Origin of the sequence: Mesorhizobium loti (assembly GCF_003148495.1) — a bacterium.
GTDB lineage: Bacteria > Pseudomonadota > Alphaproteobacteria > Rhizobiales > Rhizobiaceae > Mesorhizobium > Mesorhizobium loti.
In genome coordinates, this window is record NZ_QGGH01000001.1 from 1,656,341 (window position 1) to 1,680,081 (window position 23,741).

Genomic DNA, 23,741 nt, shown 5'->3' on the forward strand with positions numbered 1-23,741 from the left:
GCTGTTCAAACCGGTTCCGTCATGACTGCCATTCCCGAGACCGAAGCCTTACCCGAAACGGCCACCAATGCGCGGCGCGTGGCGCTGATCGTTGCCATCGCCTTCTTCATGCAGCTGCTGGATTCGACGATCATCTCGACCTCGCTGCCTCAGATGGGGGAGTCCTTCGGCGTGTCGGCGGTGGCGATGAGCATCGGCATCACCGTCTACATGCTGACCATGGCGGTGTTCGTGCCGCTGTCGGGCTGGCTTGCCGACCGGTTCGGCGCGCGCAACATCTTCCTGCTGGCGATCGTCCTGTTCACGCTGGCCTCGCTTGCCTGCGGCTTCTCGCAAAACCTGACCCAGTTCGTCGCCGCACGTGTCGTGCAAGGGCTCGGCAGCGCGCTGATGACGCCGGTCGGGCGCATTCTCGTCCTGCGTAACGCGTCGAAGTCGGAGCTGCTGAACGCCACGGCACTGATCACCTGGCCGGCGCTGTTTGCGCCAGTGGTCGGGCCGGTGCTTGGCGGCTTCATCACCACCTATCTGTCCTGGCATTGGAATTTCTTCATCAACATCCCCCTCGGTGTGATCGGACTGGCGCTGGTCGCCCGCTTCATTCCGGGCGATCGCGAGGCCGACCCCAAACCGCTCGACTGGCCGGGTTTTTTCCTGACATCGGCGGGACTTGCCTTGCTGCTCTATGGCCTCGAACGCATCGCGCATCCCGAAGACGGTATCCTGCCGACGGTGTTGCTGATCGTAGCCGGCATCGTCATCGGCTGGCTGGCGGTGCGGCATCTCCGGCGCGCGCCGCATCCGCTGCTCGATCTCTCCTCGTTCCAGGTGCTGACCTTCGCCATCTCGACGCTGGCCGCCGGTACCATTTTCCGGGTGGCGATCAACGCCACGCCATTCCTGTTGCCGCTGCTGTTCCAGGTCGGCTTTGGCCTCAGCCCCGTCGATGCCGGCATGATGATCCTGGCCTATTTCCTCGGCAATCTCGGCATGAAGACGGTGACGACGCCAACGCTGCGCCGCTTCGGCTTCCGGTCGGTGCTGGTCGTCAACGGCCTGATCGCCTCGGCGGCGATCATGGCTTGCGCTGCAATCTCGCCGCAAACGCCGCAAGCGCTGGTGGTGGCGCTGATGCTGATCGCGGGCCTGTCGCGCTCGATGCAGTTCACCGCACTCAACACACTGGCCTTCGCCGATATCGATGCGGCGCAACGCAGCTCGGCGGCGACGCTGTCCTCGATGCTGCAGCAGGTGGCGATGCTGTTCGGCGTCGCGGCGGCGGCGGCGGTTCTCAATCTGTCGCAGATCGCCAGGGGCCGGCCGGCCCTCGACCTCGTGGATTTTCGAATCGCCTTCCTGGCGATCGGCGCCATCGGGCTGGTGGCGGCGTTGCGTTTTCTCGCGCTGCCGCCGGGTGCGGGCGCCGAGGTTTCCGGCCACGCGCCGGGGAATTGAGATCGAATTCTTCCGCCTGATGCGGAGATAAATTCCGTCTTGTCCTTTCGCCTTGGTGCAGCACTTTCGCGAGTGGTCGCAATGGCGCAATCAATTGCCAAAAGTGCAGGCTTTTCCGGGCATTGCACCAGCTTCGGCAATCGATGCGTCCACTCGGTGAATATCGTTGCCAGCCCGGGTTCTGAACGCGGATTCATTTGACGAACCGGCGCTGAGCCGATTAGCTTTCTTTCCCAGGGATGGCAGCGCTGCCATCGGGGCAAACGCAGACATGAACACGATCGGCTGGCCGAATTTCAGGAGCGTGAATCAGGAAGGCATTGTCTTTGCCATCGCGGTGGTGCTGTTCGTTGCCGCTGCCATCGGCCTGCCTGGCTTCATCGATGCCAACAACCTTGTCGCCATCGTCCGCTCCGTGTCGGTGCTCGGCATCCTGGCGCTTGGCATGGCCGTCGTCATCATCGGCCGCGGCATCGACCTCTCCGCCGTAGCGATCATGGCGATGTCGGTCGCCTGGTATCTGCAACTGCTGAACTCGGGCACGCCGGATGGGCTGGCCTTCGCCTATGTGCTGGCCGGCGTGCTGGCGATCGGGCTGCTGAACGGCTTTCTCGTCGCCTATGCCGATGTGCCGGCGATCTTCGTGACGCTGGCCACCGGCTCCTTCGTCTTCGGCTATGTGCGCTCGCAACTGATCACGCAGGATGCCGTGCCGGTGCCGCAGGGCCACTGGGTCGAGCTGCTCGGCGGCCTGCGCTTCCTCGATATTCCCATCGAGGTGTTCGTGTTCGCCGGCCTGGCGTTCCTGTTCTTCCTGTTCCTGCGCTACACCAAATGGGGCCGCTACATCTATTTCGCCGGCGACAATCCGGTGGCCGCCCGCAACATCGGCATCCCTGTGCGGCCGATGCTGGTGCTGCGCTACGTGCTTTCCGCCTTCGTCGCACTGATCGCCGGCCTGCTGACGGCGGCGAGCCTGCATTCGATCAACACCCGCGTCGTCAATTCGACGCTGCTCTACGACATCGTGCTGGTGGCGGTGATCGGCGGCATCGGCCTGTCCGGCGGGCGCGGTGGGGTGCGCAACGTGCTGGTCGGTGCGGCGCTGATCGGCATCCTGCTCAACGCCATGACCATCGTCGACATTCCGCTGCTCTACCAGAACCTGATCAAGGCAGCGATACTGCTGGGGGCCATCATCGTCGACGGCATCATCAATCCACGTGACGAGCAGACCGCCCAGCAAGGCGATATTTAGGGGTACCCGGTCCGATCCATCCCGATCGGCCGGCAATGAAAATCGAAACGAGAGGATCTGACATGAAATTCATCAGGACATTGATGGCTGCCGCCACGGCGCTCGCCGTCACCGCCTTCGTGGTGCCAACCTTCGCCGCCGACGATCCGGGTCCGGCGGCTTACGCGCAGGCGCTCAAGGGCAAGCGCGTGATGCTGGTGCCGCTGGCGATGGGCTTCGACCTGGCGCAGGGCTGGGCGCATTACCTGAAGAAGGAAGTCGAGGCCTGGGGCGGCACGTTCGAGACGCGCGACCCGAACTGGGTGGTCGATGCCGGTGCGCAGGCGATCACCGACGCCATCTCGTCGGACACCAGGCCGGACGTGCTGATCATCCATGCACCCGACCTCAACTCCTATTCCAAGCTGATGAAGAAGGCGCAAGCCGCCGGCACCTATGTCATCCTGGTCGACAATCCCGCCAATTTCCCTGCCGACGCCTTTGTCGGCAGCGACTGGGACCGGCTTGGCCAGCTCGAGGCCGAAGCGGCGATCAAGGGCTGCGGCGAAAACTCGTCGAAGAAGATCGGCCTTGTGCAGGGCGACCAGGCGAATTCTTCCAGCCTTTACCAGTATGCCGGCATCATGAAGGTGCTGGACAAGCACCCCGACTTCAAGGTCGTGGCCAAGCCGGATTCAAACTGGGATGCGACGACCTCGCGCAATGTGACGACGACGATGCTGCAGCAGAATCCGGATATCTGCTCGATCATCGACTTCTGGGATGGTGACGCCACCGGCGCGTCCGCCGCGATCCGCGACGCCAAGCTCGACGGCAAGGTGTTCCTGGTCACCACCGGCGGCGGCGAGAAGGCGGCCGATTGCGACAAGCTGCAGGACGGCACCTATGGCGCCGTGGTGATGACCGATCTTGCCCGCCAGTCGGGTGACATGAACGCCATCATCAAGTTCCTGCTGCAGAGCGGCCAGCCGGCCGGCACCTCGCACACCTACATCTACACGCTGGAGAAGGCGACGACCAAGGCCGACCTCAAGCCCGATAGCTGCTGGGACCTGAAGGCGCTGCAGGCCGAAGCGGCGGCGGCAAAGTAAGCCGCACTTTTTCGACTGAAGTATAAGCGAGGTGGCCGGAAGGATCCGGTCACCTCGTTCCCTCATGGAATAGCAGCAGCCGATGTCCTTTCGCGAACGCCTCCAATCCTGGCGCTACAATCTCGTGCCCGACCATGTCGTCGGCGAGATCCTGACCAAACGCTGGACCGACAACGCCATTCCGTTCCTGGCGCTGGTGGTGACATTGGCGACCTTCGGCTCGGTCATCCCCGGCTTCTTCAAGCTCACGGCGCTGCAGGAATCGACCCGCCAGCTCGGCGAGTTCTCCATGGTGGTCACCGGCATGACGGTGGTGATGCTGGGCGGCGGCATCGACCTGTCGGTCGGCTCGATCTTCGCACTATCCTGCTTCTCCGCCGTCTACGTCTTCTTCATCCTCGAACAGTCGATCTGGCTGGCGCTGGCCGCGTCGCTCGCCACCGGCCTCGTCTTCGGCGCCATCAACGGCTACCTCGTCGGCTATCTCAGGTTGCGCGCCTTTCTCACCACGCTGGTCACCTTCATCTTCGGGCGAGCGCTGTTCGACATCCTGGTCACCACCTATGCCGCCGATGTGCAGCTCTCCGACGCGACTTCCGATGTGCTGGATTTCATCGGCGACAGCACCTTCTGGGGGCTATCGGTCTCGGTGTGGCTGGCGATCATCCTGGCCATCGTCACCCATATCGCGCTGACGCGCTCGCGGCCGGGGTGGCACGTGCTGGCGGTTGGCGGCTCCAGGCGCTCGGCCCACAATGCCGGCATCCGCGTGCGCCGCACCGTGTTCATGACCTATGTCTTCTCCGGCTTCTGCGCCTCGATCGGCGGCTTTCTCATTGCTTGCCGGCTGAGCGGGGCAGGGCCGGGCACCGGCCTCAACCTCGAGATCATGGCGCTGACGGCGGCGGTGGTCGGCGGTGTCAGCCTTGGCGGCGGACGCGGCTCGGTGATCAAGGGGCTGATGGGCGCCATCATTGTGCTGACCATGACCAATGGGCTGATCCGGCTGGGTTACGGCACCGGCACCAACCAGATGGTGCTGGGCATCATGCTGGCGGTGGCGGTGACCATCGACATCCGCTGGCTGAAGAACCGCCACAAGGTGCTGAACGAGGTCTATGTCGCGCCAGTCTATCTCAAGATGGGCGAGACCCAGTCGGCCGCGCCCGGCTCGGGCACGCCATACGAACTCGACAACAGGCTGTCGGCCGCAGAGCATATCGGGCTTGGCGAGCTGGAGGGACCGGAAGACGTCATTCTCGACCGCAATGACAATCTCTATTGCGGCACACGCCACGGCGAGATCGTCCGTTTCTTCGCGCCCGATTATGTCAGGTCGGAAGTGTTTGCCCATATTGGCGGCTTTCCGCTCGGTCTCGCTTTCGACAAATCCGGCAATCTGATCAGCTGCGTCGGCGCCATGGGGCTCTATTCGGTCTCGCCGGATCGAGAGGTCAAACGCCTGTCAGCGGAGACATCGCGTTCGTGGACCTCGATCGTCGACGATGCGCGTTTGCGTGACCCGAACGACTGCGACATCGCACCGGACGGCCGCATCTATTTCACCGACTCGACCAAGCGCTATGACGCCCATGACTGGGCACTGGACTCGATCGAGAACCGCGCCACCGGCAGGCTGCTGGTCTACGACCCGAAGGACGGGTCGACCAGGACGTTGCTCGACGGCTATCGCTACACCAACGGTGTGTGCATGGCGCATGACGGCAAGTCGCTGTTCTTCGCCGAAAGCTGGGCCTGCCGGGTGCATCGCTACTGGCTGGAAGGGCCGAAGGCCGGCACCGCCGAATGCGTCATCCGCGACATGCCGGGCTATCCCGACAACATCAACCGCGCTTCCGACGGCAATTACTGGATGGCGTGGCTCGGCATGCGCACGCCGAGCTTCGACCTGTCGCTGCGCCATCCCGACATGCGCAAGCGCATGACGCGCCGCCTGCCGCAGGATGAATGGCTGTTCCCCAACATCAACACCGGCGGTGTGGTGAAGTTCAACGAAAAGGGCGGCATCGTCGAGGCGATGGGCGATCTCACTGGCGGCGCGCACCCGATGGTCACGTCGATGCGCGAGCACAAGGGATATCTCTTCGTCGGCGGCATCCTCAACAACCGCATCGGCCGCTACAAGATTGCAGGCGCCGACCCGAACTGGACAAGTCCCGCTTCCTACTGGGGGGCAAAGCCATGATCCTCGATCCTGTGCTCGACCTGTTTCGCGGCAAGGCGGTGACCATCCCGCCGCTCGACGGCGCTTTTCGCCCCAATACGCGGCTGGATGATGCGCCGGCGTTTGCCGAGCTGACCGAGCCCGACAATCTGCTGGTTACCGGTGACAGGCTGCTGGCCTCCAGCGGCAACGCCATCTACTCAGTTGCTGCCGGCGCGACCCCAACCGTGGTTGAGACCTTTTCGTCGCCCGTCACGGCGCTGGCGCTGTCGCCATTGAGCGAACTGACGGTCGGGTTGGAGAGCGGCAAGCTGTTGATCTCCGGCAAGGAGGTTTCGCTGCCGGCCGAGATTCGCTGCATCACCGCGCTTGCCTATGCCGACGATGGCACGCTGTGGCTGGCCAATGGTTCGGCCGAGCATGCTCCATCGCAATGGGCCGCCGATCTGATGAAGAAGGGTGCTACTGGTTCGCTTTGGAAGCGGGATGCGGCGGGCGGTGATTTCCACAAGGTCGCCAGCGACATTGCCTTTCCTTATGGGCTGCACTCAGTTGGCAGGGATGTGCTGGTCAGCGAAAGCTGGCGTCACCAGCTCGTCCGCTTCGATGGCGCGACGGGCAACCGTTCGACGATTCTTGCGCATCTGCCTGGTTATCCCGCGCGGCTGTCGCCGTCCGCCGATGGCGGCGCGTGGCTGACCCTGTTTGCGCCGCGCAACCGGCTGATCGAATTCGTGCTGCAGGAAACGCATTACCGGCAGGATATGCTGAGCCAAGTGCCGCCTGCCTACTGGATCGCGCCGGCGCTGGCATCCAGTCGCAGCTTCCTCGAGCCGCTGCAATGCGGCGGCATCCGCACCATGGGCATCCACAAGCCATGGTCGCCGAGCCGCTCCTACGGGCTAGTGGTCAGGCTCGACCAGAAGATGCAGCCGCAATTCAGCCTGCACAGCCGCGCCAACGGCACGCGTCACGGCATCTGCGGTGTCGCCGAGAAGGATGGCCTTCTGTTCATCGCCTCCAGGGGCGGCGACTGCGTGCTGGCCATCGACCTCGCATCGGGAGGTTTCTGATGGAACCGATCGTCCGTCTGGAGAACGTCACCAAGAACTATCGCGGCGTGCCCGCGGTGAAGAACGTCAGTTTTGAACTGCGCAAGGGCGAGATCCACGCGCTGCTCGGCGAAAATGGTGCTGGCAAATCGACGCTGACCAAGATCATCGCCGGCGTGGTCGACGCCACCTCAGGCAACATGTTCCACAAGGGCCGGGAGATCGCCTACGCCTCGCCGCACGCAGCACTTGAAGCCGGCATCGCCATGGTATTCCAGGAGACCAGCCTGGTGCCGTCGATGACGGTGGCGCAGAACCTCTATCTCGGCACCGAAAAGTTCCTCAACCGGCTGCGCGGCACCTACATCTCGGCGCAGCAATTCCTGCAGTCGCTGAATTTTCCCGTCGACCCCAACGCCATGGTGGCGACGCTGGGTGCCGCCAAGCGGCAGATGGTCGAGATCGCGCGCGCCGTCCATCACAATGCCGAGATCATCATCTTCGACGAGCCGACAGCGACACTGACGCCGGAGGAGAAGCGGCATTTCTTCGCGCTGATCCGCCGGCTGAAGGCGAGCGGCGTGTCGATCGTTTTCATCAGCCACGCGCTGGAAGAAGCGCTCGATATTGCCGACCGCATCACCATCCTGCGCGACGGCGAACTGGTCATCACCGACGACACATCGGCCTTCGACCGAGACAGGATCGTCGCCGCCATGGTCGGGCGCACACTGTCGGGGCAGATCTACCGGCAGCGCGACGAGGCCAAGCTGCGCAAGGCGGGCCGGAAGGTGTTGTCGGTGCAGGACATCTCGATGAGCAATGTCGTGCGCAACACGTCCTTCTCGATCTTCGAGGGCCAGATCACCGGCGTGTTCGGGCTGATCGGCTCCGGCCGCACCGAGACCTTCAAGATCGTTTCCGGCATCTACAAACGCGATTTTCTGCGCGGTGGCGCCATCGAACTGGATGACAGACCAGTGCGCTATCTCGTGCCGAGCGAAGCGGTGGCCGACGGCATCGTCTACGTCACCGAGGACCGCAAGAGCGAGGGCATTTTCGAGACGATGGGCATTGCCGAGAACCTGTTCGGCGGACTGCTGGCGGCGGGCCGCGAAAAGGCCCGGTTGATCAATGCGCAGGAGATGCGTGTGCTGTCAGCTGAATGGACGAAGACGCTGAACATCAAGGCGATCAACGACAATGCGCGCGTCGTCGAACTGTCCGGCGGCAACCAGCAAAAGGTGGTGATCGGCAAGGGACTGGTGCAGAAGCCGCGCATCGTCATCTTCGACGAACCGACGCGCGGCGTCGATGTCGGCGCGATCGCCGAGATCCATCAAATCATCAACCGGCTGGCCGATGAGGGCCTCGCCGTCGTCGTCATCTCGTCCTACCTGCCGGAGATCATGAACCTGTCCGACCGGATTCTTGTCTGTAGGCAAGGGCGTATTGTGGAGGAGTTTTCGCCGGCGGAGGCGACGGAGGAGAAGATCATGTACGCGGCTGTGCATTAGATTCGGGTGAGGCCGGCCTGCAAATGGCGGTTTCCTGCGCTTCCCCGTTCTACCGCGTCGCGGTAGAACTGAGCTCACGTACGAAAAGTACGCTCCGCTCCGGTTCTCGGAACCCACCATTTTCGACTCGGCCTGACCCGAATCTCGACGCCGGCGCTGGAAAAGTGAATCGGACGAGTGGATTGGCCGCAATTGCTCAAGACCTGATTCAATTCACGCAACGATCCAACGAAGGAAAACGTTATGGCCACCACAAGACTTCTCAGCGATGCCGAGGTCGAAAAAATCCCCGCCGTGAAGGCCGTCTTCGACGACATCCGTGCGACGCGCAAATCGGATTTCGTCAACAATTTCTGGCGCGGGCTGGCCAATGATCCGCCGGCGCTGAAACGGATCTGGGAACAGCTGAAGGTGGTGATGGTCGCTGACAGCGCCATCGATCCGCTGACCAAGGAGATGATCTACATCGCGGTGTCGACCGCCAATGGCTGCTCCTACTGCGTCCATTCGCACACAGCGGCAGCGCGGGCGAAAGGCATGACCGATGCGCAGCATGGCGAGCTGGTGTCGATCATCGGGCTCGCGGGCCAGACCAACCATCTGGTGACGGCGATGCAGATCCCGGTCGATCCGCAATTCGAGGTCAAGTGACAGGTTTTAGCCCTCACACCGGCCGGTAAACCTTCTCCGCCGTGTTCCAGAAGATATCCGCCTCCGCCGCCGTGCCGTGCTTGGCCACTGCATCGCGGTGCGCCCTGATCAGCTCGGCGTGGCTGGTCCACAATTTCTCGATCGGGAAGTTCGAGCCGAACATCAGATGGTCAGCGCCCAGGATGTCGATCGCGTTGTCGACGATATAGGCGATCAGCGCCGGGTCGTTGCGATGGACGAAGGTGCCGAGGCCGGACAGCTTGGCGTAGAAATTGGGCGCTGCCGACAGCGTGCGCAGGCCCTCCTTCCAGGCTTCGGTGGTCTCCGGCTCCATGCCGGTCAGCATGCCGGCGTGGGTGAGGATGAAGTTGGTCTCCGGGTTTTCACCGACCAGCGTCAGGCCGTCCTTCATCTGGGCAGGGAAGAGCTGCAGATCGAAGGCCAGGCCATAGTCCTTGAGCCGCGCCACATTGGCGCGTACCTTGGGATCGATGACCTGGTCGGCCGAGGCGGCGAAGCGGAAGGCCGGCGTCTCGTGCCAGTGCAGCTGCATGCGCACGCCGCGCAGCAGCGGATATTTTTTCAAGCGATCGACTTGGGGCCTGATATCGTCGACGGTCATGTCGGTGTAGCCGACGATGGCATGCGGCCAGCCGGTCTCGTCAGCGGTCTTCTGCAGGAAGGCGACTTCCTTCTCGAAATCCTCCTTGGCCCAGTTGGTCTGGACATAGACGGCCTTCTCGACGCCTGCGCCTTTTTGATCGGCCAGAAACTCCTCGATCGGGTAGTCGCGGCGGATCGGCTCGTAGGGGCCGAAAATGCGCGGCACCATCGTGCCGACCAGCCAGGGCTGATCCTTTTGGCGCCAGATGTGGAAATGCGCGTCGATTGTTTTTTGCATCACGAGACCCCTTTCCAGATTGTCGCCGCCGCTGGGGCTGGGCGGGCGAGCGACAGGATGAAATCGGTGAGGCCGGCAAGCGATGAGCCGTCGACGAGATCGTCGAGGTCAGGCAGGATGGCACGAAGTGCCGCCGTTGCCGGCCGGAAGCGCGGATCGCCGGCCAGCGGCGTCGCCAGCGACAGCCGGAAGGCGCGGGCGCTCAGCCGACGCATGGCTGTTTCCAACTCGGCATGGTCGCCGCGCTCCAGCGCGTCGGACAGGATGACGATCGCGGCACCGCGCGAGAAGGCGGAGAAGCGCGGCACCGACAGGAAAGCGAGCAGCGTCGGCCCCATACGGGTGCCGCCGTCCCAGTCGTCGACCTGGGCCGCGGCACGCGCCAACGCCTGGTCGCGATCGCGGATGCGCAGCGCCGATGTGATGCGGGTCAGCCGCGTACCGAAGGTGAAGATCTCGGCGCGGTCCGCGCCTTGCACGGCGGCATGCGCCAGCTTGAGATAGTCCGCGGTGTGCAGCTTCATCGAGCCGGAGACGTCGATCAGGATCAGCAGCTTGCGTGGCACGGTCTGGCGGCGGCGCAGCAGCGGCGAGGGCACATCGCCATCGGCGCTGACGATTTCGCGCAGTGAGCGGCGCAGGTCGAGCTTGCCGCGCGAATGTGTGCGCACGGTGCGGAAGGAGCGGCGGGCGGGCAGGGCGGATGCCAGCTTGCGGCGGAAGGCGGCAAGGCCATCATCGTCGCGCTGGAAGTCGCGGGTGCTCAACTGTTCGGCGCCGGAAGAGAGTTCGCCGCCTTCTTGCTGGCTTATCACCTCGATCTGTTCCTGGCTCGCGCCGCCATCATCCTTGATGCGGGTTTCCTCGTCGGCGTCGCCTTCGACCACGGCGGATGTGTTGCCATAAAAATGGTTCTGGAAATGCGCCTCGAATTCGTCGCGGCGGTCGGGCGGCGGCGCCAGCGTCGCAAGCGCCGCCTCGCGGATGTCAGCCATCGAGCGCGGCCCGAGCAGTGTCACCGCCTGCATGAAGCCGGAGACCTGCTCGGGTGCTATGGCAAAGCCGTAGCGGCGCAGCAGCCGGCCGAAGCCGAGCAAGGGCGTGGCCGCGCGAGGCAACGCCCTCACGCCAGCGCCTCCTCGACGATCCGGCCAAGCTCCGGCGCGATGTAGGAGAGGTCTTCCTCGTCCTTGATCAGCACGCCGATGGCGCGGCGGAAGGCTTCCGGCCATGGGCTGCCGCCTTTTTCGAGGATGGTTGCGGCATTGGCCCATTCGACTGCCTCGGCGATACCGGGCGGCTTGGCCAGCGGCCGGGCGCGGATGGACTGCACGGCTGCCGCCACCGCGCGCGCCGTAGCCTCGGCCACATCGCCGGCGCGCAGCATGATGATGGCGGCCTCGCGCTCCGCATCGGGATAGCCGATCCAGTGATAGACGCAGCGGCGGCGCAGCGCTTCGGCCAACTCGCGGGTGCGGTTCGAGGTCAGGATGACGATCGGCTGTGCCGTGGCGCGGATGGTGCCGCGCTCGGGAATGCTGATCTGGAAGTCGGAGAGGAATTCCAAGAGCAGCGCTTCGAATTCGTGGTCCGAGCGATCGATCTCGTCGACCAGCAGCACGCGCTGCTCGGGTGCCTTCAGCACCTGCAACAGCGGCCGGGCGATCAGGAAACGGTCGTCATAGATGTCGATTTCATGCTCGCCGGCATGGCGGATGGCAAGCAGCTGGCGCTGGTAGTTCCACTCGTAGAGCGCGTGCGCGGCGTCGATGCCTTCATAGCATTGCAACCGCACCAGATCGCGGCCGAGCAGCTCGGCGATCGCCTTGGCCGCTTCCGTCTTGCCGACGCCCGGTGCGCCTTCGAGCAGCAGCGGCTTGCCCAGCCGGATTGCCAGGAAGATGGCGGTCGAAAGGCTTTCATCCGCCAGATAGCGTGAGGCGGCAAGGTGCTGCGCCACCGCCTCCGGCGAGGTCGCGACAGTCTCGGCGCTTGGCAAAGTCATTGCAGCCCTCAGTTCGCCGCTTGCGCCTTCAGCGCGCGCAAGATCCGTTCGGGCGTGATCGGCAGCGTGTCGATGCGCACGCCGATGGCGTCGAAGACGGCATTGGCGACGGCGGGGATTTGCGGGTTGGCGCACATTTCGCCCGGTCCTTTGGCGCCATAGGGGCCGTCGGCGGAGGGACGCTCCAGCACGATGATTTCGGTCTCGGCGAGGTCGCCGGGGCCGGGCATGAGATACTGGTTGAAGTCGGTGCCGCCATGGTCCCGGTTGGGATAGTAGGGCTCGGTCGTCTCGTAGAGTGCGTGGCTGATGCCCATCCAGGAGCCACCAACCAGCTGCTGCTCAACCATTTTCGGGTTCAGCGCACGGCCGATCTCGAAGACGTTCTTGACCGTCAGTACTGTGACTTCGCCGGTCTCGTCGTCGACCTCGACCTCGGCCACGGTGCAGGCATGCGCGTAGCAGGTCGATGGCTTCATCGCACCGGTTTCCTTCTCCGGATAGGAGCGCGGGATCAGGAACATGCCGCGGCCGGAAATCGAGCGGCCGCGCTTGAAATGTGCCGACAGCGCGACATCGAAGATCGAGATCGATTTCTGCGGCGCGCCCTTGACCAGGATGTTGCCCTGGCCGTCGGTTTCGAGGTCGGAGGCATTCACCTCCAGCTCCTCGGCGGCCACTTCCAGCATCACCTGGCGGGCTTCCCTGGCCGCCTGGATGACGGCGTTGCCGGCGCGGTGCGTGCCGCGCGAGGCGAAGGTGCCCATGCAGTGCGGGCCGGTGTCGGTGTCGGCAGTGTCGACGACGACGCGGTCGGTCGGCACGCCGATCGTCTCGGCGCAGATTTGCGCCATGATCTGCTTCATGCCCTGGCCGAGATCGACCGATGACAGCGTCACCATGAAATTGCCGGTCGGCGTCGAATGCACCAGCGCCTGCGTCGGGTCGCCGCCGAGGTTCATGCCTGTGGGGTAGTTGATCGCGGCGACGCCGCGTCCACGCCGGATCGCCATCTCAAGCTCCCTTCACGTAGGAGGACATCGCCATGAATTTTTCCGCCACCGGCCAGTTGGCGGCGCGCGAGGCTTCCTGCATGCATTCGATCAGCGCCGCACCCTCGGTCGGCTGGCGATGCGCCTTCATGTCGCCGTCGCGATAGGCGTTGATGAAGCGGAATTCGAGCGGGTCCATGCCGATCAGCCGCGCCAGCTTATCCATCTGCACCTCCAGCGCGAAGTCACCGATGGTGACGCCGAAGCCGCGCATGGCGGAGGAGGGCGTGCGGTTGGTGTAGACGCAATAAGTGTCGATCCAGACATTGGGGATGGTGTAGGGGCCGGGATAGTGCCCCGCACCCTTCTGCGCGCCATAGGGCGAGTGGCGCGAATAGGCGCCGGCATCGGTATAGCCGGTGACCTTGCGCGCGACGATGCGGCCGTCGCTCATGACGCCGTCCTTGATGACGACCTTTTCGGCCGCGCGGGGTGACGATATCTGCATCTCCTCCTCGCGGCTGTAGATAAAACAGACCGGTCGCCCGGTTAATTTTGCGCCGAGGATGGCGATGGGCTCGACGATCACGTCGACCTTGCCGCCAAAGCCGCCGCCGACGGTGCCGCCGACGAAATGCAATTTGCTGCCGGGCATCTGCAGAATGATCGAGGTGTTGTCGAGGGTGAAGAACATCGCCTGCGTGTTGGTGTAGCAGGTGAAGCGGTCATTGCCCTCGGGCGCCACGACGCAACCGGTGGTCTCGGTCGGCGCGTGTTCGATCGGCGAGGACTGGTAGCTCTGCTCCAGCACATGGTCCGCGCCGGCGAAGCCCGCCTCGACATCGCCGAAGCGCACCTTGCGGCACTCGCCGCTGTCATAGAGGTAGTAATTCTGGCCGTGATATTCGTTGACCAGCGGCGCGCCTGGTTTCAGCGCCTCTTCCATATCGAAGACGGCAGGCAACACTTCGTAGTCGACCTTGACCTTGGCGGCGGCCTCTTGTGCCGCGCGCTCGGTCTCGGCCAGCACCGCCACCACGGCCTCGCCCTTCCAGCGCACCTTGCCATCGGCCAGCACGGTCTCGTCCTCCGGCCCGATCTGAATCAGGATCAGGATGGTGTAGACGTTGTGCGGCACGTCCTTGGCGGTCAGAATTTTCACCACACCCGGATGCTTTTCCGCTTCCGACGTGTCGATCGAGCGGATGCGGGCATGGTGATGCGGGCTGCGCACCATCTTCAGGTGCAGCATGCCGGGGAAATTGCGGTCGGCGAAAAAGGCGGTCTTGCCGGTGACATGGCCGGGCGAATCCGAGCGCGGCCTTGGCTGGCCGATCTCGTGCAGGTCATCCTTGCGGACATCGGCGAAGTAGCTCTTGCGCAGTTGCATTCTTTTTGTCCCCTCAAGCCGCGTTCTGCGAGTTGGACCGCGCGGCGGTCAGCACCGCCTGGATGATCGGCTCGTAGCCAGTGCAGCGGCAGATGTTGCCTGACAGCGCCTCGACCACCTCATCGCGGCTCGGATTGGGCGTGTGGTCGAGCAGCACCTTGGCCGCCATGATCATGCCGGGCGTGCAGAAGCCGCATTGCGTGGCGAACGTGTCGAGGAAGGCGCGCTGCAAGGGATGCAAGACGCCGCTTTCCGAAAGGCCTGATGTCGTGCTGATGGTCGCCCCGTTGCAGGTCTCGGCCAGTGTCAGGCAGGAGAGCCGGAGTTCGCCGTCGATGATGACCGAACAGGCACCGCAAGTGCCCTGATGGCAGCCGCCTTTCGGCGAGGTGTCGCCGATCTTGTCGCGCAAGGCGTGCAGCAACGTCGTGCCGCTGTCGACGAATTCGGCCTTGTCAGAACCGTTGAGCGTGAATTGGACCGGGACCTTTGCCATGTTTTCCTCCCAGCGCGCCTGCCCGAACCATCGGACAGACGCGCGCCCCCGAACGAAATATTATGCGAGCAGCAGCCGGCCGAGATGGACCGGCAGGACTTCATTGCGATACCAGGCGCTGGCAATCGGATCGGTGATCGGCGAGGTGCCATCCCTGGCTGCGGCTAAAGCCGGCGCGATGCTGTCCTTGGTCAAGCTACGACCGGTCAGCGCTTTTTCGGCTGCTATGGCGCGCATTGGCCGATCGGCCATGCAGCCAAGTGCAATCCGTGCCGAAGACACGGTGCCGTCCGGCGACCGTTCCAGAACGCTGGCGATGCTGAGCACCGAGACGCCCTTGGGCTTGACCCTCGACACTTTCAGGAAGCGGAAACTGTCGGCCTTCGGAAGCGTGAAGCTCACGGAAGTGACGATGGCGCGGCTGCCGTCCCGATTGGCCAGGAAGGTCTCGATCGGTGTGTCGCCGTCATCGGTGCTGATCGTGGCGTCGAGCGCCAGCAGGGCAACAGCGAAATCGCCATAGGGAGCCGGGGCAAAAAGATTGCCGCCGACGGTCGCCATGTTGCGGATCGCCGGGCCACCGACGGCGCGGGCGGCCTTGGCAAGTGCATCGAGGTCCGGATGGTGGGCGATCGCCGCCATGGTCACCGAAGCGCCGATGCGGACTTTGTCGCCGGCAACAGCGATGGTGGACAGAGACGGCTCGGTCGACCTGATAAGGCCGGAAACCGAAACATCGCCTTCATTGGCCGCGCGGACCACGAGCGTGCCGCCACCGAGATAGCGTGTGCCAGCGGCTTTTAGCGCCGCGTTGGCGTCCTTCACCGTTGCGTAAGTCTGCAGTGCTAGCGCCATGGCTTGGCTCCTGTCAGCTCTGGCCGGCGAAATGGCTTTTCAGCGCGTTGAAGCCGCCCTGGAAGACATTGGTGCCCATGCCCTCGGCCAGCTTGTCGGCTTCCTCGGGCGCGGCATCGAAACTGGCGGTCCATTCGGCATAGGTGCGGTCGCCATCGGTGACACGCCGCAACTGCAGCGTTGCCTTGTGATTGGTAAGCGGCTGCGGCGTCTCCAGGATGGAATAGCTGACGAGGAAATTCTGATCGGAGAAGTCGAGCAGTTTTTCACGGATGCGAGCGCCGCTGGCGAGCTGGAAGTTGCGCACGCTGCCGATCGTCGAGGCGTCCTTGCCGTCCTCGATATGGCTTTCGACCATGCGCGGATGCCAGCCTGGCAGTCCGTTGAAGTCGCGTATGCGCGCCCAGACCTTTTCGACCGGCGCGTCGATGACGCTGGAGATGGTGACTTTGGCCATTCAAATCTTCCCTTGCAAAAACGATCCGGTGCAAGGGTAGGCCGGCCACTTCAACGGCGCTTATCAATGCGTCTTGAGCGCGTATCAAGGAGTCTGAAAAAGGGTCGACCTCCGGATTTCTTTCCTTGCCACCCTTCAAGATGCATCAAGCCTTTGATTGCGCCGTTTGCCAGCAGCGATTGTAGGCTGCTGGCTCTGTTTTGCGCCAAGCTACCTCTCGCGGCGCATCCACCTGGCTAGAAAGGGGCGGTGCTATAGACCGCCCCTTTCTGGACCTCAGTTCCGGCAGTTGGGACTGACAGGGTCATACAGTCGTGGGCTCACCCCGAGACACTTGGACGTCGACTCGGCGCCGGCGTTCCCGATGGTCCCTGCCTGGACAGGGTCCACCATGGCTTTAGCGACGAATGAAGTCGCCGGGTCACCCCAGGTATCGAAGTCGCCATTGTCGGCACGTAGACTGTGAACGCCGACGAAGGGGGCGGTATTCGAGTAGGCGGCTTCGCTCACGATCGAGTTCGCCAAAAGGCCGAACACTACAAGTGAAACCGTACGAGTGGTGCGAGTATTCTGGTTAGAAGCAAAGTACAACATGTCAACCTCCTTTTATTAGTTATTGGTCTCTCGTGATTGAGAGACTGCATGGAGGTTACGAACGGGTCCGGAGCCTTCCGTGAAAAAAAGAAGCCCCGATCGTGAAAACTCGAAACCGGAAATTCTGATTTGACGGGCGGTGGCTGTCGGAAAAGGACTGGAGACCCAAGACGTGATACATGATATTGAGCTAAATTACACGATGTGAGGCGTCGTGACCTATGGTCGGAGCAACTGAACCAGACACGCGGCCGTACCTAAAGTTGCTGGGCAGAGTTGCCTTGCACGATTGCGACGGGCGCGACCTGACTCCGAAATCCCGAAGGTCTGTCTGCTTACTCGCTTTTCTGGCGCTGCAGCGCGATGGGCAAGCCACGCGAGAGAAAATCTGCGGATTGCTATGGAGTGGCAGAGGTGACGAACAAGCGCGCGACTCGCTTCGCCAAACCTTGGCCGACCTCAGACGCACATTAGGAGCAAGAGCCAAACAGCTCCTTCGAGCCACAAGAGACACGATTGGAATCGAGCTGGGAGAACTCCGCGTCGATGTGCGGATAGTCGAACAGATGTTGGCCCAAGGGAACCCCGAAGCAATCCTCTTTGCGGCGGACCATTGGGATGGTGGACTCTTGGAGGGCCTGCTTTCTCCGGACCCCGAATTCGACGCCTGGCTGAGCATCGAGCGGACGTACATAACAGAAATTTTCGTGCGTTCGGCTGACGTGGCTCTTGCGGTCGCCGTTCGAACGGGATGCGAGCCGGACCTTCACAAACTGGCGGAGTATCTCATTCGAATTGAGCCAACAAACGAGGCTGCCCACTCGGCTTTGATTGGATGGGCGCTAGACAAAGGCAATGCATCCGCAGCACTTCGACGCTATGAGGCATGCCGCGAGGCATTTAGACGTGATCTTGATTCCGAGCCCCCATTGGCTTTACGGCGGCTCGCCGAAGCCGCGCAGAATCCCCAGCGCGAAGCTTTGAGCCGACAGGCGTCAGGCCGGTCATTGACTTGCCGGCGGCTGCCTTCCGTAGCGTTGATTGCCAGGCCACCAGTAGGGCCGCCGGAGTTTACCAACGGGCTCGCTGGTTTCCTGTTTGAGGAGCTGGTGGGTGCATTGGGACGATCGCACAGTCTTGCGTTGTTGCTCCCAACGCACCCCGACGAACGCCTCGATGCGACTTACACGCTCACAATGAATATGTGGGTCGACGAAAGGCGGCTGCAGGCTTCTTTCAGATTGAGCAGGAACATCGATCGGACGCATCTCCTTTCGGAGCGAATGGACAATGAAAACCTGGGCATTGTTGCAGAGTCGCTGGCCGATTTGGATCGGATTGTCAGTCACGTTGAATACGCAATCGCCACCGACCATCGTCAGGCAGCCAAAGAACTAGAGGACGCTTACAGTCTATGGCTGAATGCCGACCAACTAACCGAAAGTTTTCGTCCCGCAGATCTCGCTAGCGCTGTCTCAATGTTGCATCGAGCCGCCGCGCTGGACTCGGGATTTTCTCGCCCAATCGCAGGACTCGCTTCCATTCAACTTTCTTACCCTATGGCAAATCCCGGCAACGAGGCCACGCCACAATCGTTTAGCGAGGCGCTCGCATTGGCGAAGAATGCAGTGGCGATCGATCCATGGGACGCCAGGAACCACGGAGTTCTAGGATGGGCTTATTATCGCACGGGCCTTTACACTCAAGGTGAAAGGGAGTTCAGACGCGCGGTCGAGCTTGATCCCTGTGATCCTTTGGTATTGATTGCCGCGTCTGAGGGCCTTGCTTACAGCGGTGACGCAAATGCGGCCGTCAAGTATGCCGAAAGGGCGTTTCTGCTTCATCCTGCCGCGCCCGACTTTTTCCACTGCTTCGGACTTCAGGCATTTGCCATACTCGGGGCCTACGAACGAGCCCTTTTTCACGGCTCGGCACTGCGGTCATTCGGATTGGCCGAGCCCCTTGCTTGGAATGCATTCGCGTTGGCCAAAAGCGCACGCCACGACGAAGCTCGCGCATCCACGGTTGCATTCCTGCAGGTAGTTGAAAATCATTGGGGAGGCGCGTGCAATTTTAGCCCTGCTGCTGCGCTGAAGTGGTTGGATCAGATCATCCTTGTGGCTGACCGGCACAGACGCGAGGAGTTTCTCGCCTGCATTGCCACACTTCTCACAGAGGTCACAGGTTCTCCGATGCCGATTACTACTTACACCCCATAATTGTCACGAAACCCAGCTCTCGCAGGTATTTTTTTAAGCCTCCTTTGCTCTCATTCACCACTGGTATCACGATATGCACGACAGACTTTTTGTCTCGGACAACCTTTATCGTCAAATCAGCCAACTGCGACGGTTTTATATCGGCTTGCTCCAAGAAGAGGTTTGGGTTCTCGGCGAACTTGTCGAATTCAGCTTTGTCAGTAGCGGCTCGATAAATAAGTTCCCCTACTTTCAGGCAGGCCGTTGAGTTGGCTTTAAAAGTTAGCGACTTGCTGCCCTTTGCGGCAGGAATGGTCCGGAGTCGCATCTCATACCTCCTTGGTAAGCTTTCAAGCTTCCGTAAGTCCAGAATGAATGGCTCAGAGTAATTTAGGGGACTCTAACACGTAAGGCTGTCGGCACAAAGAGGGCGTACTGAACCGGTGAACGGAAATTTCGATTTACTTCATCTGACCCATACCGATGCTCCTGCGGAGTTCATCGTCGCTGCACGGGAGTCCGCTGGCAAAGCCGAGATACTCGGCTCCGGACGGGGTCTGACGCGCGAGAATGCGCTGGCATCTTGTCTCGGCGAAATGGCGGAGCGAGCGGCGGCGTCTAAAATCGACGCTCTCCAGATTATTGAGGCGCGTGCAATCGATCTGCCAGGACGTTCTATCGCGCCCAACCAATTTTGGCAGTTTTCGGACATTCAGCTCCGAGATGGTCCCAATCCAGGTGAATTGATTTCACCGCGCGCATGGTCGGTCGTCAAGGAACATATCTCCAACTGCACCAGCTGGTGCTTGGCGAAGCCAAATCGCGCTGGCCCAGACGTATTCGTGCCAATCGTCAACGTCGTGCTCGGTGAGGGACCGACAGATAGCAATGGTCTTGCCGCCGGCATTGACCGCTCCGCTGCCCAGGTCACCGCGTTGCTGGAACTTGTGGAACGAGATGCCGTCGCTATCTGGTGGTACGGGCGCATAAGACGTCCTCCGGTGTCGCTCGGAACGCTTGATGAACCGGCCCATTCGGATCTGCGGCATTGGCTAGAGCGGCGGCAACGACGCACCTGGCTCCTGGATCTTACGAACGACCTCGGCGTGCCAGTCATCGCCGCCATTTCGGCCGATCAGAACGGCTCTAATATCGCCTATGGTTTCGCAGCGCATTTGTCGGTCCGGCAAGCCAGTCAGGCGGCCGTCTTGGAGATGTTGCAGAGCGAGCTATCGCTTATCCTCGCCGAGAAGAGGGCGTTGCAGTCCGGTAGGCCGGAAGGCCCAGCCGGACGGTTCCTGTCTTGGTCGCGCTCCGCGTCGGTTACACGCATGGCCCACCTCTTGCCCGATCTCGACGCAACTGCCATTCCTTCTACCAACTCGCCAGCTGCGGATCTGAGCGATGTGGTTGCGAAAAAGACCGGGGTACCAGTAGTATTTGTGGACCTTGATCTGCCGGACGATACATTCAAGGTTGTTCGTGCATTATCACCTTGCCTTCGGTCATGGCGGCCCAGATTTCGAAGAGGTCGACTTCAGTCTGTACCTCGGACTCTTGGTTGGGCGCGTGAGGCATTCGACGAGACCTCTTTTGATGGTAACGTCATTCTAATCTAGATCCAGGGATTGCAATATCGGCTGATGCTGAAGCCTGTCGGCTCCGCCAGCTAACAAGCGAGAGACAGCGCTGTCATCGCAACATTTGCGCGCTGCGGTAATTCAATGCCCGCTTGGGTGGTCGGCAATTCGGCCGAGCGCAAACGAGCGTCCGCTTCCGGGTCGATGCTCGACGGTCCTGATGGCTATCCCGCACGCGGCGGGCGGTTCGTTCAAGCGATCGCCCGCGCGGCCTCGCGGTAGAGCGTCGGCGGTACGCCGACATGGTCGCGGAAGAAGCGCGAGAAATTGCCTTGCGTGGTGAAGCCGAGATTGCAGGCGACCGAGATCAGCGGCTCCTGCGACCACTGCAACTGCCGCACCGCTTCTTCCATGCGCAGAGTGTTCCAGTAGACGTTGGGCGTCAGATTGGTCTGTTCCTTGAATAGCGCGAAGAAATGCGGCCGCGACAGGCCGACGCTGCGCGCCACGTCGTCGAAGCAGATGCGCTCGCAGACATTGGCCTTCATCAGCTGGATCGCCTTGCGGACGCGGAAATCCTGCATGGTGTTGACGCGGACACGCGCCTCCTGCGGCGCCGAGGCGTCGGCGGCATCGAGCACGCTGTCGATGAAACGCTCGATCTCGTAATTGGCGATATCGTCGATGCTCTCATTGTCGCTGAGATGGTCGAGCAGACTGGCGGCGGCCTGGTGCAGCCAGGGTTCCAGCGTGATCGCGGCTTGTGAGAACAGCGGCGCGGACGAAGGCAGGTCGCGGCGGCGCCGCGCCCAGTCCGGATCGATGTAGAAGGCGAGGAACAGGCCGGGAGTGCCGTCCCGCGACAGAATATGGCTGTGCGGCTGGAAGGAGTTGATGCCGGCGGCGGTGCGCGGTCCCAACGGTACCGTTTCGCGGCCGATGGTCATCTCGCCGGCCGTGCCTTCCAGCCAGATGATCAGATGTGCCTCGACATGGGCATGGGTGACGAAGTCGCTTGCGACATTCAGGACAGAAACATGTCCGAACCGGCCCCAGTAGAGCCTGATCGCTTCCGTCATGGGTATTCCTCCCGCAGACGACTGGCCTCCCTTCGCCTGCAACCGGGATAGTGCGGCTGAGTTCGGGCCCGCGTCAAGACGCGGGGCCACGACGAGGGTGGATGACGGCTGACGCCGGCGGATTTTCAGACTGAGCGATAGGTTTCCCTTCTCCCGCAAGGGGAAAAGGGAAGAACGCCCCCTCAAACCGAAGCCGTCATGCCGCCATCGACATACAGTGTATGGCCGTTGACGAAGGACGAGGCGTCGGAGGCGAGGAAGACGGCGGCGCCGATCAGCTCGTTGACATTGCCCCAGCGCCCGGCCGGGGTGCGCTTTTCCAGCCAGGCGGAAAATTCCGGATTGTCGACCAGCGCCTGGTTCATCTCGGTGCGGAAATAGCCGGGCGCTATCGCGTTGATCTGCAGGCCGTGCTTTGCCCAGTCGGCGCACATACCCTTTGTCAGGTTGCGGATCGCGCCCTTGGTTGCGGTGTAGGGCGCGATGTTCGGCCTTGCCAGTTCGCTCTGCACCGAGCCGATGTTGATGATCTTGCCCTTGCCGCGCGGGATCATATTGCGGGCGACCGCCTTGCCGGCATGGAAGGGGCCCGACACATTGGTCTTGAACAGCCGCTCCCATTGCTCCTCGGGAAAATCCTCGAGCGGGGCGCGGAATTGCACGCCGGCATTGTTGACGAGGATGTCGATGGCGCCGATCTCGGCTTCGATGCGGGCAACGCCCGCGTTGACCGCTTCAAAATCGGTGACGTCGAAGGTCGAGGCATGCGCCTTGAAGCCGGCAGCGCGCAGCTTTTCGACGGCGCTGTCGATCCTGGCTGCATCGCGGCCGTTGAGCACCACGCTGGCGCCGTGTTCAGCCAGACCGCGAGCCAGGGCGAACCCTATGCCCTGGCCAGAGCCAGTGATCAGCGCCAGCCGGCCTTCGAGGCTGAACAGGGAGTTGGCCATCAAACCGTCTCGGCCTAATCGCTGCGGCGGAAATTGCGGATGCGGTCGAACAGCACCGCCAGCAGGATGGCGCCGCCGATGAACACGCCTTGCCAGAAGGCATTGATGCCGAGCAGGCCGAGGCTGTTGCGGATCACCTCGATCAGGGCCGCACCGACGATGGCGCCGAAGGCGGTGCCGACGCCGCCGGCCAGATTGGCGCCGCCGATGACGGTGGCGGCGATCACCTGCAGCTCCATGCCGGTGCCGAGATTGGTGGTGACGGCGCCCAGCCAGCCGGTCTGGATGATGCCCGCAATGCCCGCAGACAGCGCCGAGATCATGTAGACGGCAACCTTGATCTGACGCACCGGAACGCCGGTCAGCGTCGCCGCATGCTCGTTGCCGCCGATGGCGAAGATGTGCCGGCCGAACTTGGTCCAGCGCAGGATGAAGCCGGTGATCAGCGCCAGAAGGATCATGTAAAGCACCGGATTGGCGATGCCGAACACCCAGGCGCCGCCGCCCAATGCCAGAAGCTTGGCGTGGTCCGGCCCGAACTGGAAGACGACGGTGTTGTTGGATGCCACCATGGCCAGGCTGCGGGCGATCGACAGCATGCCGAGTGTCACCACGAAGGGTGGAAAGCCGAGATAGGCGATCAGGATGCCGTTGAACGCGCCGATGGCAAGCGCCGTGGCGATCGAGGCCAGGATGCCGACCTCGATCGAATAGCCGGCATGCATGGTGACGGCCAGGATCATTGACGACAGGCACAGCACCGAGCCGACCGACAGGTCGATGCCGCCGGTGATGATGACGAAGGTCATGCCGAGCGCAATGATGGCGACGAAAGTGATGTTGCGGGTGATGTTGTAGAGGTTCTTCGAGGTGGCGAAGGCGTCGGTGGCAAACGACAGGAACACGCAGGCGAGGATGACGGCGATCACCACCCAGAAAGTCTGGCTGGCAAACAGCCGCGCGGCCAAGGATTGCTGCTTGTGTTCGATCGGCTGGTCAATTGTCAGTGCCATCGTCGACCTTCATCTGCTGTGC

At 62.4% G+C, this 23,741-nt stretch carries 21 protein-coding genes; 9 read left to right on the plus strand and 12 right to left on the minus strand.

The window, feature by feature from the left end:
- Positions 1-21: 21 nt before the first annotated feature.
- The 7 genes from C8D77_RS08445 to C8D77_RS08475 all read left to right on the plus strand — a co-directional run bounded on the left by C8D77_RS08445 (position 22) and on the right by C8D77_RS08475 (position 9,209).
- Complete coding sequence (locus tag C8D77_RS08445; protein ID WP_109661003.1) at positions 22-1,455, plus strand: DHA2 family efflux MFS transporter permease subunit; 1,434 nt, start codon at positions 22-24, stop codon at positions 1,453-1,455.
- Between the two features lie 271 nt (positions 1,456-1,726).
- On the plus strand, positions 1,727-2,713 hold the full coding sequence (locus C8D77_RS08450) for an ABC transporter permease (protein ID WP_109661005.1): 987 nt from the start codon (positions 1,727-1,729) through the stop codon (positions 2,711-2,713).
- A 62-nt stretch (positions 2,714-2,775) separates the two neighbouring features.
- On the plus strand, positions 2,776-3,804 hold the full coding sequence (locus C8D77_RS08455) for a sugar ABC transporter substrate-binding protein (protein ID WP_109661007.1): 1,029 nt from the start codon (positions 2,776-2,778) through the stop codon (positions 3,802-3,804).
- Between the two features lie 82 nt (positions 3,805-3,886).
- A complete protein-coding gene (locus C8D77_RS08460; RefSeq protein WP_109661009.1) occupies positions 3,887-6,010 on the plus strand; it encodes an ABC transporter permease in 2,124 nt (707 codons plus the stop codon).
- Positions 6,007-7,062: an SMP-30/gluconolactonase/LRE family protein gene (locus C8D77_RS08465; RefSeq protein WP_109661011.1), complete on the plus strand. Its 1,056-nt coding sequence runs from the start codon at positions 6,007-6,009 to the stop codon at positions 7,060-7,062. Before C8D77_RS08460 ends, C8D77_RS08465 begins: the two co-directional genes overlap by 4 nt.
- Complete coding sequence (locus C8D77_RS08470; RefSeq protein WP_109661013.1) at positions 7,062-8,558, plus strand: sugar ABC transporter ATP-binding protein; 1,497 nt, start codon at positions 7,062-7,064, stop codon at positions 8,556-8,558. Before C8D77_RS08465 ends, C8D77_RS08470 begins: the two co-directional genes overlap by 1 nt.
- Positions 8,559-8,801: 243 nt before the next feature.
- On the plus strand, positions 8,802-9,209 hold the full coding sequence (locus C8D77_RS08475) for a carboxymuconolactone decarboxylase family protein (RefSeq protein ID WP_109661016.1): 408 nt from the start codon (positions 8,802-8,804) through the stop codon (positions 9,207-9,209).
- 13 nt (positions 9,210-9,222) lie between these two features.
- On the opposite strand, the gene C8D77_RS08480 is transcribed toward C8D77_RS08475, so the two are convergent.
- Genes C8D77_RS08480 through C8D77_RS08515 form a run of 8 tightly spaced genes read right to left on the minus strand, consistent with a single transcriptional unit; the run spans position 9,223 to position 16,305 of the window.
- Complete coding sequence (locus tag C8D77_RS08480) at positions 9,223-10,110, minus strand: amidohydrolase family protein (protein ID WP_170136684.1); 888 nt, start codon at positions 10,108-10,110, stop codon at positions 9,223-9,225.
- Positions 10,110-11,228, minus strand: a complete 1,119-nt coding sequence (locus tag C8D77_RS08485) for a vWA domain-containing protein (protein ID WP_342770035.1) — start codon at positions 11,226-11,228, stop codon at positions 10,110-10,112. The genes C8D77_RS08480 and C8D77_RS08485 overlap by 1 nt, the downstream gene beginning before the upstream one ends.
- 5 nt (positions 11,229-11,233) lie before the next feature.
- On the minus strand, positions 11,234-12,115 hold the full coding sequence (locus C8D77_RS08490; protein WP_109661022.1) for an AAA family ATPase: 882 nt from the start codon (positions 12,113-12,115) through the stop codon (positions 11,234-11,236).
- A gap of 8 nt (positions 12,116-12,123) precedes the next feature.
- The gene (locus C8D77_RS38800) at positions 12,124-13,128 is read right to left on the minus strand and encodes a xanthine dehydrogenase family protein molybdopterin-binding subunit (protein WP_109661024.1); all 1,005 of its coding nucleotides are present in this window, start codon (positions 13,126-13,128) and stop codon (positions 12,124-12,126) included.
- Position 13,129: 1 nt separating this feature from the next.
- The gene (locus C8D77_RS38805; protein ID WP_109661026.1) at positions 13,130-14,497 is read right to left on the minus strand and encodes a xanthine dehydrogenase family protein molybdopterin-binding subunit; all 1,368 of its coding nucleotides are present in this window, start codon (positions 14,495-14,497) and stop codon (positions 13,130-13,132) included.
- A gap of 13 nt (positions 14,498-14,510) precedes the next feature.
- The gene (locus C8D77_RS08505) at positions 14,511-14,993 is read right to left on the minus strand and encodes a (2Fe-2S)-binding protein (protein WP_109661028.1); all 483 of its coding nucleotides are present in this window, start codon (positions 14,991-14,993) and stop codon (positions 14,511-14,513) included.
- Positions 14,994-15,053: 60 nt separating this feature from the next.
- Complete coding sequence (locus C8D77_RS08510; RefSeq protein WP_109661030.1) at positions 15,054-15,848, minus strand: FAD binding domain-containing protein; 795 nt, start codon at positions 15,846-15,848, stop codon at positions 15,054-15,056.
- A 13-nt stretch (positions 15,849-15,861) separates the two neighbouring features.
- Positions 15,862-16,305, minus strand: a complete 444-nt coding sequence (locus tag C8D77_RS08515; RefSeq protein WP_109661032.1) for an SRPBCC family protein — start codon at positions 16,303-16,305, stop codon at positions 15,862-15,864.
- A 1,160-nt stretch (positions 16,306-17,465) separates the two neighbouring features.
- Here C8D77_RS08515 and C8D77_RS08525 point away from each other — a divergent pair.
- Positions 17,466-19,118 carry a BTAD domain-containing putative transcriptional regulator gene (locus C8D77_RS08525; RefSeq protein ID WP_215732043.1) on the plus strand — a complete coding sequence of 551 codons (1,653 nt, stop codon included), beginning with the start codon at positions 17,466-17,468 and terminating at the stop codon, positions 19,116-19,118.
- On the opposite strand, the gene C8D77_RS08530 is transcribed toward C8D77_RS08525, so the two are convergent.
- On the minus strand, positions 19,102-19,425 hold the full coding sequence (locus tag C8D77_RS08530) for a hypothetical protein (protein WP_109661038.1): 324 nt from the start codon (positions 19,423-19,425) through the stop codon (positions 19,102-19,104). The two genes, C8D77_RS08525 and C8D77_RS08530, sit on opposite strands and share 17 nt — an antisense overlap.
- A gap of 115 nt (positions 19,426-19,540) precedes the next feature.
- Here C8D77_RS08530 and C8D77_RS08535 point away from each other — a divergent pair, with 115 nt between their 5' ends.
- Positions 19,541-20,716 (plus strand): YcaO-like family protein, encoded by a 1,176-nt coding sequence (locus tag C8D77_RS08535; RefSeq protein ID WP_126069636.1) that lies wholly within the window; start codon positions 19,541-19,543, stop codon positions 20,714-20,716.
- Positions 20,717-20,928: 212 nt separating this feature from the next.
- Here C8D77_RS08535 and C8D77_RS08540 read toward each other — a convergent pair whose 3' ends face one another.
- The 3 genes from C8D77_RS08540 to C8D77_RS08550 form a co-directional block, all read right to left on the minus strand.
- Positions 20,929-21,756, minus strand: coding sequence for an AraC family transcriptional regulator (locus C8D77_RS08540; RefSeq protein ID WP_109661042.1), 828 nt, complete (start codon positions 21,754-21,756; stop codon positions 20,929-20,931).
- A gap of 182 nt (positions 21,757-21,938) precedes the next feature.
- Positions 21,939-22,706: an SDR family oxidoreductase gene (locus C8D77_RS08545; RefSeq protein WP_109661045.1), complete on the minus strand. Its 768-nt coding sequence runs from the start codon at positions 22,704-22,706 to the stop codon at positions 21,939-21,941.
- Between the two features lie 14 nt (positions 22,707-22,720).
- Positions 22,721-23,719, minus strand: a complete 999-nt coding sequence (locus C8D77_RS08550; protein ID WP_109661047.1) for an ABC transporter permease — start codon at positions 23,717-23,719, stop codon at positions 22,721-22,723.
- Between the last annotated feature and the right edge of the window lie 22 nt (positions 23,720-23,741).

Bases quoted from the DNA above. Each gene is read 5' to 3' on its own strand.
- C8D77_RS08460 (WP_109661009.1), top strand. From the start codon at position 3,887: ATGTCCTTTCGCGAACGCCTCCAATCCTGGCGCTACAATCTCGTGCCC.
- C8D77_RS08525 (WP_215732043.1), top strand. From the start codon at position 17,466: ATGTTGGCCCAAGGGAACCCCGAAGCAATCCTCTTTGCGGCGGACCAT.
- C8D77_RS08490 (WP_109661022.1), bottom strand. From the start codon at position 12,115: ATGACTTTGCCAAGCGCCGAGACTGTCGCGACCTCGCCGGAGGCGGTG.
- C8D77_RS08455 (WP_109661007.1), top strand. From the start codon at position 2,776: ATGAAATTCATCAGGACATTGATGGCTGCCGCCACGGCGCTCGCCGTC.
- C8D77_RS08545 (WP_109661045.1), bottom strand. From the start codon at position 22,706: ATGGCCAACTCCCTGTTCAGCCTCGAAGGCCGGCTGGCGCTGATCACT.
- C8D77_RS08450 (WP_109661005.1), top strand. From the start codon at position 1,727: ATGAACACGATCGGCTGGCCGAATTTCAGGAGCGTGAATCAGGAAGGC.
- C8D77_RS08510 (WP_109661030.1), bottom strand. From the start codon at position 15,848: ATGGCGCTAGCACTGCAGACTTACGCAACGGTGAAGGACGCCAACGCG.
- C8D77_RS08550 (WP_109661047.1), bottom strand. From the start codon at position 23,719: ATGGCACTGACAATTGACCAGCCGATCGAACACAAGCAGCAATCCTTG.
- C8D77_RS08470 (WP_109661013.1), top strand. From the start codon at position 7,062: ATGGAACCGATCGTCCGTCTGGAGAACGTCACCAAGAACTATCGCGGC.
- C8D77_RS08475 (WP_109661016.1), top strand. From the start codon at position 8,802: ATGGCCACCACAAGACTTCTCAGCGATGCCGAGGTCGAAAAAATCCCC.
- C8D77_RS38800 (WP_109661024.1), bottom strand. From the start codon at position 13,128: ATGGCGATCCGGCGTGGACGCGGCGTCGCCGCGATCAACTACCCCACA.
- C8D77_RS08530 (WP_109661038.1), bottom strand. From the start codon at position 19,425: ATGCGACTCCGGACCATTCCTGCCGCAAAGGGCAGCAAGTCGCTAACT.
- C8D77_RS08515 (WP_109661032.1), bottom strand. From the start codon at position 16,305: ATGGCCAAAGTCACCATCTCCAGCGTCATCGACGCGCCGGTCGAAAAG.
- C8D77_RS08540 (WP_109661042.1), bottom strand. From the start codon at position 21,756: ATGACGGAAGCGATCAGGCTCTACTGGGGCCGGTTCGGACATGTTTCT.
- C8D77_RS08480 (WP_170136684.1), bottom strand. From the start codon at position 10,110: ATGCAAAAAACAATCGACGCGCATTTCCACATCTGGCGCCAAAAGGAT.
- C8D77_RS38805 (WP_109661026.1), bottom strand. From the start codon at position 14,497: ATGCAACTGCGCAAGAGCTACTTCGCCGATGTCCGCAAGGATGACCTG.
- C8D77_RS08505 (WP_109661028.1), bottom strand. From the start codon at position 14,993: ATGGCAAAGGTCCCGGTCCAATTCACGCTCAACGGTTCTGACAAGGCC.
- C8D77_RS08445 (WP_109661003.1), top strand. From the start codon at position 22: ATGACTGCCATTCCCGAGACCGAAGCCTTACCCGAAACGGCCACCAAT.
- C8D77_RS08465 (WP_109661011.1), top strand. From the start codon at position 6,007: ATGATCCTCGATCCTGTGCTCGACCTGTTTCGCGGCAAGGCGGTGACC.